The following is an 18,032-nucleotide window of genomic DNA, read 5'->3' as shown; positions in this document are numbered from 1 at the left end:
CAAATAGCCATAAAATGCTATTATAAAATACAGAAAGATAGGCAATTAAAAAGCCTATCTTTTTTTTTGTTTAAAAATCACTATTTTTACTTTCAAACTTTAGTATAATGAACACAAACGAAACGACAATTCATAAATTCTATACAGCTTTTGCAAATTCTGATGCAAAAACCATGTGCGAATGTTATCATTCCAATATTCAATTTCAAGATCCAGCATTTGGTAGTTTAAATGGAAATGATGTTTGCAACATGTGGAAAATGTTGATTGAAAAAAGCAAAGGAAATATCAAAATTGAATTTATGGATCTAAAGGCAGATGAATTTACAGGTTCTACAAAATGGATCGCTACCTACAACTTTAGTAAAACCAATAGAAAAGTCGTTAATGTGATTTCCGCAGAATTTCAATTTAAAGAAGGTTTAATCATAAAGCATACGGATTCATTTGACATCTGGAAATGGTCCAAACAAGCCTTGGGTTTCAAAGGATTATTATTAGGATGGACGGGTTTTATGCAAAACCAAATACAAAAGCAAGCAATAGCATCTCTAACTAGCTTTAAAAATAAAAACCTTTGAATCAAGAGGCAATTAAAAACATATATTAACCTTCAACCGAACTATTTTATCTTTCCACTTACTCGTTTTTGATTCTTAATATTTAATATTTGAATTTTGAATTCGTTAAAAGAGTCTTTTGTTGAAATAAAGAATAAAAACCTTACTAATTTAAAATGATATAAATTTATTCTATAACGTTATAGAAAAGAGAAATAGTTATCAAAAATTAATAAAATCAAAAAAAATAACTACTTATACATTAATACTTTAATCATACTTCAAAAATCATTATTAGCGTGTTTTCAATCCAAAAAATTCTTAAATTTACTAGTATAATGGCTGATATAATAAATAATAAGGACTGATAATATTTTAATATATAAAAAAATGAAAAGTACATCTGAAACAGTAAATTTTAAAACTGGAAACTGGAATTTATCCATTGATGTTTATGATTTTGTAATGCAAAACATTGTTCCATTTGAAGGCGATGCCAAATTTTTGGTAGGTCCATCAGATAAAACTAAAAATTTGTGGAATGTTTGTAAAGAAAATTTACTTCTGGAACGAAAAAATAATGGGTGTCTTGCAATTGACACAAATGTAATTTCTAATTTGACTTCTTTTGGACCTGGATACATAAATAAAGAAAACGAAGTTATTGTTGGTTTACAAACCGATCAACTATTAAAAAGAGCAATGAAACCATTTGGAGGAATCAAATTGGTTGAATCTGCAGTAGCCGAAAGAGGATTAAAAGTTTCTGAGGAAGTAGTCAAAATATTTAACTACGCTAAAGATCATAATCAAGCAGTTTTTAGTGCTTATGATAGTGAAATAAGAGCATATCGATCCAAACATTTATTAACAGGTTTACCCGATAATTATGCTAGAGGCCGTATTATTGGAGATTTTAGGAGAGTTGCGCTTTATGGTGTAGATCGGTTGATTGAAGCAAAAAGAGCTGATTTTAATGCAACAACAGGCGAAATGTCTGATCACAAAGTACGACTTAGAGAAGAGATTTCAAATCAAATTAATGCTTTGCAGGACATGAAAACAATGGCCAATGCTTATGGTATTGACATTTCGGTTCCTGCTACCAATGCGCACCAAGCAGTTCAATTTACTTACTTAGCTTATTTAAGTGCTGTAAAAGAACAAGACGGAGCTGCAATGTCACTTGGAAATGTTTCTTCATTTCTAGACATCTTTATAGAAAACGATTTAAAAACAGGATTAATAACAGAAGAAGAGGCCCAAGAATTTATCGATCAGTTTGTTATGAAACTTCGATTAGTACGTCACTTACGTCCGAGTGCTTATGATGAAATTTTTGGTGGTGATCCAACTTGGGTAACTGAAGCAATTGGTGGACAATTAAATGATGGTAGAACCAAAGTAACCAAAACTTCTTTTAGATTTCTACAAACTCTTTATAATTTAGGAGCATCACCTGAACCCAATTTAACCATTTTATGGTCTCAAAATTTACCAAAAGGATTCAAAGACTTTTGTACTCAAGTTTCTATTGATACTTCTTCATTGCAATATGAAAATGATGACTTAATGCGTACAAACAGAGGATCAGATGATTACGGTATTGCTTGTTGTGTTTCGTATCAAAAAATAGGAAAAACAATTCAGCATTTTGGAGCACGTGCCAATTTACCAAAAGCCTTACTTATGGCTTTAAACGGCGGAAGAGAAGAGGATAACGGTTCTGTTGTCATTCGAAACATACCACAAATGAAAGATGGCGTTCTGGACTATGACACTGTAATTGACCTATTCAAAATAACCTTGGCCGAAGTAGCTAGAGTTTATGCAAAATCAATGTACATCATCCATTATATGCATGACAAATACTATTATGAGCGAGCTCAAATGGCATTAATTGATAGTGATCCAAACATAGACATTGCTTATGGTGCTGCGGGAATTTCTATTATTGCTGATTCGCTTTCGGCCATAAAATATGCAAAAGTTACTCCAATTAGAAACGAAATAGGATTGACAGTCGATTTTGATATTGACGGCGATTTCCCTCAATTCGGGAATGACGATGATAGAGTTGATAGTATAGCTCAAGAAATTACAGCAGTTTTTATTGATGAATTGAGAAAACACATAGCATATAAAAATGCTACTCCTACCCTTTCTTTACTTACAATCACATCAAATGTTATGTACGGTTCCAATACTGGTGCTACTCCAGATGGTCGAAAAGGTGGAGAAGCATTTGCTCCAGGTGCAAACCCCATGCATGGTAGAGATGTTAATGGTGCTATTGCTTCTTTAAACTCAGTTAGTAAATTAAATTACGAAGATGCTCAAGATGGTATTTCATATACTTTTACAATGGTTCCAAAATCTTTGGGATCGGATAAAGAAGAACAAGTGTCAAATCTAACAACAATCTTGGACAGCTACTTTGGACGTAATGCACATCATTTAAATGTCAATGTATTGGACAAAAAAACCTTAATGGACGCCTATGAACATCCTGAGAATTATCCGCAATTAACCATCAGGGTTTCTGGATATGCTGTAAATTTCGTAAGATTATCAAAAGCCCATCAGTTAGAAGTCATTACAAGAACTTTTCATGAAAACTTTTAATAAATCAAAACTATAGTTTCTAATTAAACCGCATAAACCTGTCTAGAAAAATAATTCAATTGCAACAATTCAACTATTTTTCAGTCTCAGTTTTCAGTCTCAGTTTTTAGCTCAAAAAAATGAAGTTTATTAAAATATTTCTTAAACAGAATCTCTATTTTATTACTATTTTAAAAAAAGTAAGCTGCTTTGTTTTTATATAATTCTAATAATTGATACTTAAAACTGAGACTTGAATTGTTATTTTAGACCCGTTTTTAATTTTATAATTTAATGTACTTTCCGCAACAACATTCTACAGACAATTCAATAGATATAATTCATTCTGATTCGCTACGTATTCATTCCATTGAAACATTAGGAACCCATGATGGGCCTGGAATTAGAATGGTTATTTTTGTTCAAGGATGCCAATTTAGATGTTTATATTGTCAAAATCCCGATACATTAGACATTAATGGCGGCACTTTTATGCCCATTGAAGACTTAGTTGACAAAGCTTTACATCAAAAATCCTATTTTAGTAAAAAAGGAGGTGTTACCGTTTCTGGTGGTGAACCCTTGTTGCAAAGAGACAAATTAATTCAACTATTTGATCGATTGCATGAAAATGGTATAAACACTTGTTTGGATTCAAATGGAAGGGTTCTGGACGAAAGAACAAAAATACTTTTAAGCAAAACCGATTTGTTGTTATTGGATGTCAAACACATCAACAATGAATGGCACAAAAAACTTACTGGATTAAAAAACAAAACAACCATTAGTTTAGCCGAATACCGAGAAAGTACAGGGAAACCAATGTGGTTACGATATGTTTTGGTTCCAGGTTGGACAGACCAAGAAGAATACCTAAATGAATGGGGGCAATTTTTTACCAATTATAAAACTATAGAAAGAGTAGAAATTATTCCTTTTCATCAAATGGGTAAACATAAATGGGATAGTTTAGGCTTTGAGTATCCGTTGGAAAACACACTACCTCCAACCACAGAAGAAAAAGAAAAAGCTTTATCTATTTTTAAGCAATATTTTAAAAACGTAAAAATAAAATAATCTACAAATCTTTAATGAAAACTTTTTTTCATTATCTATTACCACAATTATGTCAAAAAGTAAATACCTTATGGTATTGGCAGGAATGATTATGCAACTGTCAATCGGGTCCATTTATGCCTATAGTAAATGGATTGAACCGTTAACTAAAGAATTGAATTGGGAAGCTCATGATACCAAAACTGCATTTAGTTTGGCTATATTCTTTTTGGGTATTACAGCCGCATTTATGGGTAATTATGCCCAAAAAATCGGTCCAACAAAAGCTGGATTAATAGGTGCAGTATTTTTAACGCTCGGTTTGTTAGGAAGCTCAATAGCTGTTAAGGTAGATTCAATAACTCTTTTTTACTTAACATTTGGAGTATTGCAAGGTATTGGTTTGGGTTTTGGATACGTTGTTCCTGTGTACACAGTTGTCAAATGGTTTCCAGATCGTCCAGGATTGGCTTCAGGTATTATCATAATGTCATTTGCTTTGGGATCATTATTGGCTTCATTTTTAATTGGCCCTTTATATACTTCATTAGGATTAGAAGGAGCCTTTTTAACATTAGGAATTGGTTATGGAATTTGTATGTTATTTAGTGCTTTGTACCTAGCCAATCCAATAATTATAGTAGAGTCAAAGCTGGAACACACAGATTTAAAACCAAAACAAATTGTGACAGACAAACGTTTTTTAGCGCTATGGTTCTTATTGTTTTTAAATGTTTGTGGTGGTATAGCCATTATATCCAAAGCTGCCATTTTAGGAAAAGAATTGGTAGGAATGACAACAGCGCAAGCTACTATTTTTGTGGCGACAATTGGTTTATTTAATGGTTTGGGAAGATTGTTTTGGTCCAGCATATCGGATAAAATTGGTTGTTGGTCTACTTTCATGATTTTTATTGGGATTAACGCTATTTGTTTTGCTTTAATACCAAGTTTAGCAACAAATCAAACGTATTTCCAAGTTTTAACTTTTATTATAATAGCTGGATATGGCGCAGGATTTGCAACTATGCCCTCTTTTGTTAAAGACATTTTTGGTTCCGAAAATTATGGACAAGTACTTGGCTATGTATTGACAGCTTGGTCCGCAGCAGCTTTTATAGGGCCAATGCTACTTGGTTTGGCCACAGAAGTAACAATTTTTTACCTGTTTTCTGGTCTCTTAATTATAGCTTTATTCGTTGGAATTTGGCTAAAAGGATTATTGGTTCCAATATTAAAACAACAACAATAATTCATAAACTTTCCAGTTTTTTTTTAAAAATTTAAATTTAAACCCAGAATCCGCATTATACTTCGTAGCGAATCTGAATTATTCCCTAAAAGCAAAAGCTCACGGACTATTTTTGAAGATGTACAACTTTTGTATTTTGAATTTAAAAATGGGAGAATCAAGCGAAGCGTATCTTGAACTCCAATGTAAAATATAAAAGCGTGAAAAAAGTTCTTGGTTTTGAAGAAGAATTTATACCAAACACATATATAAATTAGTCCAATTATTTATCCTCAAGCCAAACTCTCTCCCCAAGACAAACGTATGAGTAGTTTTACCGCAGATTCGCAGATTTTAAATATAAGTTAATCTATAAATTAGCCGCTTACAGCGGAATTAGCGCGAATTAATTTCTTTAAAAAAAAATTTTTTTTTAAGGAATAATCTGCGTCCCGATAAATATCGGGAGTGGTTGCTTTTTTTACTATTGATCTCCAAATTAGAGTGGGCCTTTGGACTATATAGTATTTGTGTTTTGTATTAGTTGTAGTAGATTTCTAATGCGGAATCTGGGTTAAAACCAAAAAGCCCACCTAATTTATCTTAATTAAGTGGGCTTTTAAATATAATTTAGTTTCCTTAAGGTATATTTTTTTCTAACAATTACATTAAAGAGAAATCACATTTCTAATTTTAAATGATTTCATATACGTCCATATGTCAAACTGAAGGCGATAAATAGTAGTTGACAAATTATTTTTTAAATTTTACCGTAATACATCGCTTTAACTATTCCATCGGAAAGTCCAATTTTTGGAACATAAATTTGTCTGGCACCACTCCATTTCATAGCATTTAAATAAATGCGAGTAGCTGGAACAATTACATCGGCACGATCAGGATTTAAACCCAATTGAGAAATCCTTTGTTCGTAAGTAAGCGAATTCAAATAAGCATATTGAGCATTCATATAAATGTATGACAAAGGTTTTTCTTGAACTTTTCCAGACATTTTAAATAGTTTATTGATATTACCGCCAGACCCTATTAAAGTTACTTCTTCATAATCTTCAGTGTTTGTTTTTATCCATTTTTCAATTTCATCCCAAACAACATCACAAACCATCTCATTTAATAATCGAACAGTTCCTGCTTTGAAAGATCTTGAATTCACCATTTTACCATTAGAAAATAATGTAAACTCAGTACTACCACCACCAACATCTACAAACAAATACGTTTCATCTGATTTTAATAAATGGTGTAAATCTGTTGAAGCAATTATAGCAGCTTCTTTTTTTCCATCTATAATTTCAATCTTAACATCTGCTTTCTTTTTGATTAATGCTACCACTTCTTTTGCGTTGTAAGCCTCTCGCATTGCAGAAGTTGCAAAGGCCATATAGCGTTCCACTTTATGTACTTTCATCAAAAGATTAAATGCTTTCATTGCATCACACATCCTTTCGATATTCTCTTGAGAAATTTCCCCTACTGTAAATGCATCTTGACCTAAACGAATTGGAACACGAACTAAGGAACTCTTATTAAATTGAGTTTCTTTGCCTTCTTCTTCAACAATATTGGTAATTAATAAACGCATCGCATTCGATCCAATATCAATAGCAGCGTATTTTTTTATTTTAATCATTTTATAATGGGTCCGATTAATGGTTTTAAGTATTCTATTTTGTTTAACTTTTTAACCCGTTGGGTGAAATTATTTATACGACATAGAAACATAGAGTTTATAGTTTTTAAAAGATTGAAATAGACGTTTTACTATTCACATAGCTATTCTATGTGTGAAATATTGCTATTTCTATTTATTCTTTGCCTATTTAGCATTAATCTATGTTTCTATGTGGTTAAATTTTTATTTTATTTGAATTTCACCCAGCGGGTTAACTTTTTAAATTAAATTGATTCTTCAAAAACTTCAATTTTATTTTGATAATATTTGTAGGTTTCCAGTTGAGCTCTAAATATTGGGTTGTCGTTTCTAACCTTATATTTATTATCTAGCTTGCTTGAATGATAACGCGCTTTGACATTACCTTTCCAACCTAAATCAAAATTTTCAATCAATTCGTTTTTTATATTTTGATCATAAATAGGGCAAGTAACTTCTACCCTAGCATCGATGTTTCTTGTCATAAAATCGGCTGAAGATATATAGACTTCTGGTATTCCTGCATTTCCAAAAATATAAATTCGAGCATGTTCAAGATAATTATCTACAATGCTAATGGCTTCTATATTTTCACTTAATCCTTTTACTCCTGGAATTAGTGAACAAATCCCTCTAACTTCAAGTTGAATTTTTACACCAGCCTTACTTGCTTCATAGAGTTTATCAATCATCAACAAATCAGACAAGCTATTCATTTTAAGCTTCATGTAAGTTTTTCTACCTGCTAAAGCATGAACAATTTCCCTATCAATCATTTTTACAAATCGATGTCGAGTATATTGTGGCGAAACAATTAAATGTTTATAACGTTGTGCTTTATAATTTATATCAAAAAATTCAAATACTTTTGTAATATCTTTAAGTATTTGAGGGTGACATGTAAAAAGGGTTACATCTGTATAAATTTTAGCAGTGGATTCATTAAAATTACCGGTGGATATAAATCCGTATCTTTTAATTTTTTCTTTTTCAATTCTTTCAATTACACAAACTTTACTGTGTACCTTTAATCCTTTTATTCCAAATATTAGTTGAATTCCTTCTGTTTGCATTTGCTCAGAATAGCTGATATTTGAAGCTTCATCAAATCGAGCTTGCAATTCAATTTGAACAGTTACCTTTTTTCCGTTTTTGGCAGCATTAATCAAAGAACTTATTATCTGTGAATTTTTGGCTAATCGATACAGTGTAATTTTTATTGTTGTAACCTTTGGATCTAATGCCGCTTCTCTCAAAAACTTTATTAAATAAGAAAAAGATTGATAAGGCGCATTCATTAAATAATCTTTCTCTCTTATTTTTTCCAAAATACTTCCTTCAAGACTTAGACCTGGAATTGGTAATGGATCATTTTTTTTATATAACAAATCAAATCTTCCCAAGTTTGGAAAATCCATATAATCTCTACGGTTATGATATCTTCCTCCAGGTATGATACTATCTGTTGAATCAATATTCATTTTGTCTAAAAAAAATCGAAGAGTGTCTTTTTCAATTTCTTGATCGTAAATAAAACGAACGGGCTCTCCAATTCTTCTATCTTTTACACTACTCGAAATTTTTTCTAGCATACTTTTACTTAAATCACTATCAATATCCAATTGAGCATCTCTTGTGATTTTAATCATGTGAGCCGTAACACTTTCGTAATTAAAAATATTAAAAATATTGTTTAAATTATGTCGAATCACATCATCAATTAAAATGACGTATTTTTTTTCATTATTTGAAGGTAATACCACAAAACGATTGATCATTTTAGGAATCTCAATTACTGCATATCGAATTTCATCATTTTTTTTCATTACCAATTTTACAGCTAAATATCCCAATGAGTCTTTTAGAATGGGGAATTCAGCCAAATCGTTTAATATAATCGTAACTAATTCTGGGCTTAACTTTTGTATAAAAAAATCTTTCAAAAATATTTCTTGCTCCTCATTGATACAAAATTCATTTATGATAAAGATGTTTTCTTTTTCTAATTCTGATTCAATTGTACTCAAAATTCTCAAACTCTCAGATTGTTGTTGGATTACGATCTCTGTAATGTCTTTTATCAATTGTTGAGCTGTAACACCTCCAAAATATTTTTCTCCAGAAATACCGCTTAAACTTAACCTGCGAATAGCAGCAAAACGAACTCTAAAAAATTCATCTAAGTTGTTTGAAAAAATTCCTAAAAATCGCAATCGATCTAATAGTGGAACTGTATTATCTCCTGCTTCCTGAAGTACTCTTGCATTAAATGCTAACCAACTTTTCTCTCTGTCTATATATTTTTGTTCTGACACGTTTTATTTTATTTTAAATCTCTGGGGAATATCGTTTTTTTTGTTTTTCCATTTTCAATTTCTTCCCAACTTTCAGATTCAAATTCCAAATGAACAAATCCTGCTGTTGGTACATTGTCAATAAAAACATCCCCAAATTTATTAACAAAATTTGTAATAGCTGCATTATGCCCGAAAATAATTATACTATCATAACCATTACTATAAGATTTAATAACTTTTTCTAATTTTCTTTCATCAAATGTATATAGCTCTTCTTTATATAATATACTTTCCAATGGGAAATTAAAATTTTGAGCAAAAATCAAAGCCGTTTCTATTGCTCTTTCAGCAGTACTACTCCAAATACTAAATACTTTTGGAAGATAATTAATTACATGTGAAGAAACCGAATGAGCAGCTTGCATACCTTGTGAAGTTAAAGGACGGTCTTTGTCATGCAAAGGTGCATCCCAACTTGATTTAGCGTGTCTAATTAATATTAAATTTTTCATAAATAACAACTGTTTATCATATTAAAGAAAATCTTTAATTGTAGTAGGTAAAAAAAAGGAAATTTGTTTTTAGAATAATTTTTTAAGTTTTAACAGAAAGTATTAAACTATATTAAAACTTATATCAATCCTTTAAGAAACAACAATTTACAAAAAAAATTGATTAGTAACTTGTTTTAATTTTAAAATTAATTAAAAAATATTTTGAGTTTAACTTTTCTAATTTTTATTCCAAATTAGACTTCGGTACAAAACCTTAATTATAAAATCAAAACAATGGCTTGATTACTATATTTAAAAACACAAACAAGGTTTAACAAATACTTTTAAAAACTAAAAACCGAGGCTAAGTTACTTTTGTATTTTAAATTTACAAATAAAAAAAAACTGATTCTTTAACTCCGTTTTAAACTTAAAATCGTAGAAAAAATAGTTTTTAATGAAGAAAAAGAGTTCTGAAATTTACAGAAAAAAGCCAAGACAAATAATTTTATTGAACTCCTCAATAAAAATATTTTGCAAATTTTTATTTACAGAAAACTGTTTTGAGAAATTCAAATAAAACAAAACAGGTGCTTGGCCAAAAACTGTGGAATTCAAAAAAAGACTATTATCAATCCATAAATAGATTTCGAAATAATCGAAAAAACCTTTAAAAGCCAAGACATTCGCATTGATTAAAATAGCACTTTGCAATCTTGCTAAGCTATCCAATTAACACTAGGATGACAGGGATATAAAAGATTAATACGGATCTTTTTATTAATTGAGTTAAAAGGAAAGGCGAAATCTGTGCGAAATCCTTTTGATCTGTGTCATCTATTTGGTGTAAAATAATTACACCCAACGGGTTATAATTATAATGTTTCTATGAAGTATGAATTGATTTCTTACAACAAGTTATACTAAATTTCTAAAGCAGAATAAGGTTTTAAAACTTACGTTTTGAAATTAAATAAAAAAAGCTATCAATTTATGATAGCTTTTTTAAAAACAAGTAAACAAACAAACAAATACTTATATTTTTACAAAAATATTAGTGTAGTAATTTCTACCATTTACTGGATTCTGTTTAATAGCAAGACCAAAATGAGTATAATTCCCTACTATATTATCTCTGTGGCTGGGGCTATTCATCCAAGCGTCAAAAACTTCTTGAGCATTATTATAATTATAGGCTATATTTTCACTTACTTTTACGGCTCCCAAAGCTTTTATTATATTTTCTGATCTTGCTACAAAATCATTATGATTTACAACATTATTTGCTATCATATAATCATCATGTTCTTCAGATTTAAATGAAACATGATTAATTTTTTCTAAAGCATTCAGACCTTTACTCACTCTGTAATTATTAATTAAAGTCATTGTTTCTAATTCTAATGGACTATAATTGTATACCGTTACAATTGATAATTTTGCTTCGGGTTCTGTATTATCTTCATCAGATGAACACGAAATTAATAAACTAAACAAAGCAAAAAAACTAAACAAAATAAGCGCTCTTGATTTCATAGTAGATATATTTAAAATTAAAGTATATAGTTTGGTAAAATCCTTTATTGATTTTTTTATTATCAATTGAATTATTTACCAAAATAACAATATATCCGTTTAAACGCAAAATTTAATCGATGAAATACATAAAAATAATTATTTAATATTAATTTACCTTACAAAAAAATGTATTTATCTGATAATCAGTAATATTATTAATCTTAAAATAAATAATATCCAATGCTTATACTTTTACAAATAAAAAATACAGTATAATACCATTTCAATTCAGAATTTACTTTAGAGTAGAATTTTTCTTAATAGAAAAAGAAAAATCAAGAATAGCTGTCATACGTATAATAACACAGTTGATAGTAAGATTTTTAAAAAAAATATAATGACTATAGATCTACGGGATAAAAATATTTCACCCAACTGGCTAATTCGTAAAAAATAGGAATCGTTAGAAATATAAATTATTGAACTTATGTCTTATTAACTCATCTTACGCAAAAAAGTCCTCGAATTTTCACGTTTTAACATTTGCATTGTTAACAACTTACAATCCATAAAACCCCATCTCTTAAAATATAATTACGCAGCCTTTCTTGGTTTTTTCAATATTTCCAATTCTGCATGTGCGGCTTTTTGAGCAGCTAAATATATTTGAGCTTTCATCGCAAAATGATTTGTTTGTGTTCTTTGTTTAAGCCATTCTAGTTTTACGTAAGCTACTATGGATAAGACATAATGATTGGTTTGTGTTTTGATTGTTTTTGTTGGTGATTTTGCAAAGCCTGTATTGCTTTTTGTTGACTTATGATATTCTTCTACTCCCCACCGTTTTTTGTAGATTGTATTGATTTGGACATACGATAAGTTTGAATCACTACTAGCCAAGTACAACTCGCCGACTGTGTCGTTCTCGTTTTTGAAAACTTGCTTTGTAAGCAACAGCGGAAAATCTAATTCTTCGAGCCAAATCTCCACGGTTTGTTGCCCTGGCTGTAGTGTATCAATACTTATGTATTTCTTATTCACTTTGTCTTCTTTTGATAAAGCAACATTTCTATTGCTTTTTAAAGCCATAATAAATTCTCTTTTTAGCTCTTTTTTACAGCAAATCATATTCTCAGTAGAGGAATACCAGCTGTCTGCCAAAACATAATCAAAACGAAATTTGCCTTCACATTCTCTTAGCATTTTCCTAAAAAGTTCATTTTTAGTAACACTAGATTTCCGTTTTAACTTACCTGTTTTTGAATCTGTTACCCACGCATCTTTCAGTATAAATTCAACAGAACAAGGCAATCGCATACCTCCAACCTCTACTAAAGCCGTAAGGAAATTTACTCCTTTGACTGATCTGCCAAAACTATGATCATAATGCCAACAATTAAGTTCACTTTCATCTGTATATCGTTTTTCTTCAATAGAATCATCAAAACTTAAGGTTATCAAGTCTTTAGAATGTGTTAATTCTTGAATGTATGGTTTTACTCGTTTCCATAAATATTTACTATCATAATTCTCATTGGATAATTCACGGGTGATTTTGTCATGCTTTATTGATAAAAGTTTAGCCATACCAGTCGCAGTAGTATAAGATGTAGAACATATCAAGTAATCACTATATAAATCTCCAAAATTAACCATCTAGCTATTTGTTAAATCTTATCAACTTCTCAAATGTTAAAACTATGGAATTCTAATGTATTTCTGCGTAAGGTGAGTTATTAAGAAGTGATAACCAATATGTTTTAATTTGTTTGATAATTTCTTAAAAACAATTTTACCTTTCTTTAGTGAAAAATCTTATAAAATAAATAATAAAATCCTCTCAAGATTTATATTTTTTGATCTAATTAAAAAATGATTAGATAAAAATATAAATAATAATGTTAAAAAAATAAAAAATACTTTACAAAACAATTCTTTACGTGCTAAACAAAAAGAAATTTTATGCGAAAAATTTAATCATTATGCTACAATTTTAACTTTTCAACGAGTATTTAGGTTATTTGAAGACATTGATATTTTAATTTAATCAATCTTTATAAATTTGAACTGTAAATAAATACTAAGTGACTGAATTAATTTTGATTATGACCCCAAACACTTTCAAAAAGTCATTTGTTTTTTTATAATAAACCTGCTCCCTTAATTAAGTTTTTAAAAAATTTAATTAAAAATTTTTGATTTAAATCCCCAATTTAAGTCAAAGATTAAGACAAAAACATACTATAATTTTAATTAAAACTTCAAATAATTTTGAAGTTTTGCAATAGGTTTTTATTTGATAAATCCAAGCAATTTAATTCAAATTTAAAAACTTGTAAACCTACAAATCTAGTAAAAAGTCACTATTCTTAAGGGGATTTTTCTCCATTATTAAGTTTTAAAAAAAAATATTTTAACGAAAAAATTAAAGTTTATGAAACCTAAAACTACTCTAAACCTATTAAAAGTTAATTGTGCGAATGGAATTCTAAAAATGAAATTGATTTATTCATTCATTTTTGGTAAAAAATTTCCTTTAACTCCTTATAAAATAGTTATAATGATTGCTTTTGCATTCATAACTGCTAATTCTTATTCACAATCTTGTAAAGCTACACTACAAGTAGAAAAAAATAGATTCACAAAAAGTGTACCTCCAGAAGGTATATCCTATTCTTTACTAATCTCAAATACAGGATCTAGAAATGCTACTTTTGATTTGAGTGCTTCAAATATAAACAGTAACTGTTCCAACAATGACGGAAGTAACACTTCTAGTAATGTGATTTTAAGCATGTCATTTACTGATACAAATTCAAATTCAATAAATCAAATTTCTTTGAATCCAGGGGAAACAGTTACATTTTTAGTAAAAGTTAAAGCTCCTTTTGGGACCGCTGTTAATAAATGGAATTGTTCTCAAATTACGGCAACATCTATAGAATGCCCTTCTTACAAAGTAAACACTGTTTTACATACCTTGGTAAGTGATCCTTCCGAAGAATAATTGATTAGAAATACTCTTGAAATATATTAGGTTTTTCACCTTAATTTTTTTTAATATGAAAAAAACATTACACTTTAGCAAAAACATAGAAATTTTAAAAAAAGGATTATTTTTAATTCTATTTATATTTTCAAACTTACTTGGTTATTCACAAACAATCACACCTACTAAAACAGTTACTGTAAGACCTGGTGTATGCGGTAAAATTGATGTGGAGCTGAAAATCCAAGGAGCTAATCCTGTCAATAGACCCCTTGAAGTGGTTTTAGTTATTGACGTTTCTGGGAGTATGGATGATGATATTCCAAATGATCCGAAAAATTCATTAGAATATGCTCAAGATGCAGCAATAGATTTTATAAACAAAATTTTTTTAGCAGCCAATAACCCAACTGGGAAAAATAAAGTTTCGATTGTAAAATACAGTAGTTCAGCAAATATTGTTAATGGATTAACTCTTTCTTCTGGAAAAGCCGGTTTAATTACAACTATAAATGGTTTAACTGCAAATGGAAGTACGAATATTCAAGACGGAATAGTAAAAGCTGATAATGAATTGACTGCAAACGGCACATTTGATTGTGTAACTTCTAGAAGTATTTTGTTGTTAACCGATGGTGTTGCAACTAGAATTGGTAATGATCAATCTTGTACTAGTGGACAAAATGGAACTTGTATACAAAGTGCAATTGATGCTGCTACAAATGCAAAAACTACTACTGTTTCTAGTGTAGTATACAACAATCAAATTTTTTCGGTAGGTCTTTTTGGAGCGATCTCAGGCCAACCACAAACAGATGCAGAATTTGCTCTAAATCAAATACAATCTGGGGGTGCATTTTTTACTGAAAATTCAGCTAATTTAACTGGTATCTATAATCAAATTTTTACTCAGCTCTCTTGGGTTGCTCAACAAATAACAGGTACGCCATTTGATAAAGAAACGGTTAGCAATGATTTTACTATTGGAACAATAACTCCCTCAAAAGGAACAGCGTCTGTTTCAGGTCAAGTTATTTCTTGGAATATTGATTTTCTTAATGTTGAAACCATAACATTAAAATATGAATTAACTCCAAAGACCAATGTTTGTGGCACAAAAACAGTGAGTACTTCTAGGTTAGATTATAAAAATTCAGCATGTGCTACAGCGTTTTTAGATATTACTACACCTTCTACAAATGTTCCTTGCCCTGCTGTTACTTTAGCTTCTCAAACCAATGTTAATTGTTTTGGAGCTGCAACTGGTGCAATAAATTTAAACGATGCAACGGGAGGTAGTTCACCATATACTTATGATTGGACTGATATAACAGGTACAGATAATCCAAAAAACAGAACTGGCCTAATAGCTGGAACCTATACCGTTACTGTAAAAGATGCAAATGGTTGTAGCACTACTCCTTTATCCATAACAATTACTCAACCTGCTTCGGCTGTTGCGGTTGCTAAAACTTCTCAAACCGATGTACTTTGTTTTGGTGCCGTTACTGGTGCTATTAACATTACCGCTTCGGGAGGAACTGGTGTTTACACTTACGACTGGACCGATTTAGCAGGAACCAATGATATAGAAGACCGTACAGGATTGGCTGCAGGAACCTATACCGTTACTGTAAAAGATGCAAATGGTTGTAGCACTGCTCCTTTATCCATAACAATTACTCAACCTGCTTCGGCTGTTGCTGTTGCTAAAACTTCTCAAACCGATGTACTTTGTTTTGGTGCCGCTACTGGTGCTATTAACATTACCGCTTCGGGAGGAACTGGTGTTTACACTTACGACTGGACCGATTTAGCAGGAACAAATGATATAGAAGACCGTACAGGATTGGCTGCTGGAATCTATACCGTTACTGTAAAAGATGCAAATGGTTGTAGCACTGCTCCTTTATCCATAACAATTACTCAACCTGCTTCGGCTGTTGCGGTTGCTAAAACTTCTCAAACCGATGTACTTTGTTTTGGTGCCGCTACTGGTGCTATTAACATTACCGCTTCGGGAGGAACTGGTGTTTACACTTACGACTGGACCGATTTAGCAGGAACAAATGATATAGAAGACCGTACAGGATTGGCTGCTGGAACCTATACGGTTACTGTAAAAGATGCAAATGGTTGTAGCACTGCTCCTTTATCCATAACAATTACTCAACCTGCTTCGGCTGTTGCGGTTGCTAAAACTTCTCAAACCGATGTACTTTGTTTTGGTGCCGCAACTGGTGCTATTAACATTACCGCTTCGGGAGGAACTGGTGTTTACACTTACGACTGGGCCGATTTAGCAGGAACAAATGATATAGAAGACCGTACAGGATTGGCTGCAGGAACCTATACCGTTACTGTAAAAGATGCAAATGGTTGTAGCACTGCTCCTTTATCCATAACAATTACTCAACCTGCTTCGGCTGTTGCGGTTGCTAAATCTTCTCAAACCGATGTACTTTGTTTTGGTGCCGTTACTGGTGCTATTAACATTACCGCTTCGGGAGGAACTGGTGTTTACACTTACGACTGGGCCGATTTAGCAGGAACAAATGATATAGAAGACCGTACAGGATTGGCTGCAGGAACCTATACCGTTACTGTAAAAGATGCAAATGGTTGTAGCACTGCTCCTTTATCCATAACAATTACTCAACCTGCTTCGGCTGTAACTTGTTCCATAACACAAGACAAAGCAGTTTCTTCTAACGGATTAAGTGATGGACAAGCAACAGTTACTCCACTTGGTGGAAGTGGCGGATACCAGTACTTATGGGATAACGGTGAAACAAATGCAAAAGCAATTGCATTAAGTGCTGGTTTGCATACAGTTACTGTTACCGACTCAAATAACTGTAAAACAACTTGTGAAATCACTATTACTCAACCCAATGTTTTATCGTGCAGTATTACTCAAAACGCACCTGCAAAATGTTATGGAGATAGTAATGGAGTAGCAACCGTAACTGCCATAGGTGGAAATGGAGACTACACTTACTTATGGGATAACGGAGAAACTACACAACAAGCCACTGGATTAAATGCAGGTTTACATACAGTTACTGTTACCGATAAATTAGGATACAAAACAACATGTACTGTAACTATTGGTCAACCACAAGCAGCTCTAACCTGTTCCATCGTTCAAGATAAAGCCGTTTCTAATAATGGATTTTCTGATGGTCAAGCTACAGTAACTCCTCTTGGTGGAAATGGTGGATACACTTACTCTTGGGATAATGGCGAAACTACACAACAAGCCACTGGATTAAATGCAGGTTTACATACTGTGACTGTTACTGATTCAAAAGGATGTACTACTACTTGTCAAGTGACCATCACTCAACCTGATGTACTTTCTTGTAGCATTGTTCAAAATAATCCTGCAAAATGTTATGGAGATAGTAATGGAGTAGCAACCCTAACTGCTATTGGAGGAAATGGTGAATACACTTACTTATGGGATAACGGAGAAACTACACAACAAGCCACTGGATTAAATGCAGGTTTACATACAGTTACTGTTACCGATAAATTAGGATACAAAACAACATGTACTGTAACTATTGGTCAACCACAAGCAGCTCTAACCTGTTCCATCGTTCAAG

11 protein-coding genes are annotated in these 18,032 nt (G+C 31.2%); 6 read left to right on the top strand and 5 right to left on the bottom strand.

All coding sequences use genetic code 11. The features are described 5' to 3' along the window. Positions 1-107 precede the first annotated feature (107 nt). The 4 genes from AC8GF4_RS12535 to AC8GF4_RS12520 all read left to right on the top strand — a co-directional run bounded on the left by AC8GF4_RS12535 (position 108) and on the right by AC8GF4_RS12520 (position 5,472). Positions 108-581 (top strand): nuclear transport factor 2 family protein, encoded by a 474-nt coding sequence (locus AC8GF4_RS12535; RefSeq protein WP_506595095.1) that lies wholly within the window; start codon positions 108-110, stop codon positions 579-581. Between the two features lie 369 nt (positions 582-950). Beyond that, positions 951-3,185, top strand: coding sequence for a formate C-acetyltransferase (pflB, locus tag AC8GF4_RS12530; protein ID WP_506595093.1), 2,235 nt, complete (start codon positions 951-953; stop codon positions 3,183-3,185). A 273-nt stretch (positions 3,186-3,458) separates the two neighbouring features. Then, on the top strand, positions 3,459-4,241 hold the full coding sequence (pflA, locus tag AC8GF4_RS12525) for a pyruvate formate-lyase-activating protein (RefSeq protein WP_506595091.1): 783 nt from the start codon (positions 3,459-3,461) through the stop codon (positions 4,239-4,241). Positions 4,242-4,290: 49 nt separating this feature from the next. After that, the gene (locus tag AC8GF4_RS12520) at positions 4,291-5,472 is read left to right on the top strand and encodes an L-lactate MFS transporter (protein ID WP_506595089.1); all 1,182 of its coding nucleotides are present in this window, start codon (positions 4,291-4,293) and stop codon (positions 5,470-5,472) included. A gap of 739 nt (positions 5,473-6,211) precedes the next feature. On the opposite strand, the gene AC8GF4_RS12515 is transcribed toward AC8GF4_RS12520, so the two are convergent. The 5 genes from AC8GF4_RS12515 to AC8GF4_RS12495 all read right to left on the bottom strand — a co-directional run bounded on the left by AC8GF4_RS12515 (position 6,212) and on the right by AC8GF4_RS12495 (position 13,088). After that, positions 6,212-7,102 (bottom strand): Ppx/GppA phosphatase family protein, encoded by an 891-nt coding sequence (locus AC8GF4_RS12515; protein ID WP_506595087.1) that lies wholly within the window; start codon positions 7,100-7,102, stop codon positions 6,212-6,214. A gap of 266 nt (positions 7,103-7,368) precedes the next feature. Next, positions 7,369-9,438, bottom strand: coding sequence for a polyphosphate kinase 1 (gene ppk1 / locus AC8GF4_RS12510; protein WP_506595085.1), 2,070 nt, complete (start codon positions 9,436-9,438; stop codon positions 7,369-7,371). A gap of 8 nt (positions 9,439-9,446) precedes the next feature. After that, entirely contained in the window at positions 9,447-9,932 is a 486-nt protein-coding gene (locus AC8GF4_RS12505; protein ID WP_506595084.1) for a SixA phosphatase family protein, read from the bottom strand. 1,017 nt (positions 9,933-10,949) lie between these two features. Continuing rightward, the gene (locus tag AC8GF4_RS12500) at positions 10,950-11,450 is read right to left on the bottom strand and encodes a CAP domain-containing protein (protein WP_506595082.1); all 501 of its coding nucleotides are present in this window, start codon (positions 11,448-11,450) and stop codon (positions 10,950-10,952) included. 576 nt (positions 11,451-12,026) lie between these two features. Beyond that, positions 12,027-13,088 carry an IS701 family transposase gene (locus tag AC8GF4_RS12495; RefSeq protein WP_506595080.1) on the bottom strand — a complete coding sequence of 354 codons (1,062 nt, stop codon included), beginning with the start codon at positions 13,086-13,088 and terminating at the stop codon, positions 12,027-12,029. 778 nt (positions 13,089-13,866) lie between these two features. Here AC8GF4_RS12495 and AC8GF4_RS12490 point away from each other — a divergent pair. Then, the gene (locus AC8GF4_RS12490) at positions 13,867-14,439 is read left to right on the top strand and encodes a hypothetical protein (RefSeq protein ID WP_506595079.1); all 573 of its coding nucleotides are present in this window, start codon (positions 13,867-13,869) and stop codon (positions 14,437-14,439) included. A 55-nt stretch (positions 14,440-14,494) separates the two neighbouring features. Beyond that, on the top strand, positions 14,495-18,032 hold a 3,538-nt coding region (locus AC8GF4_RS12485), incomplete at its 3' end, for a VWA domain-containing protein (protein WP_506595078.1).

The organism is Flavobacterium rarum (SeqCode), assembly GCF_965234445.1.
GTDB lineage: Bacteria > Bacteroidota > Bacteroidia > Flavobacteriales > Flavobacteriaceae > Flavobacterium > Flavobacterium rarum.
The sequence above is the reverse complement of the archived record's forward strand: the minus strand, read 5'-3'. Positions and strand labels throughout refer to the sequence as shown.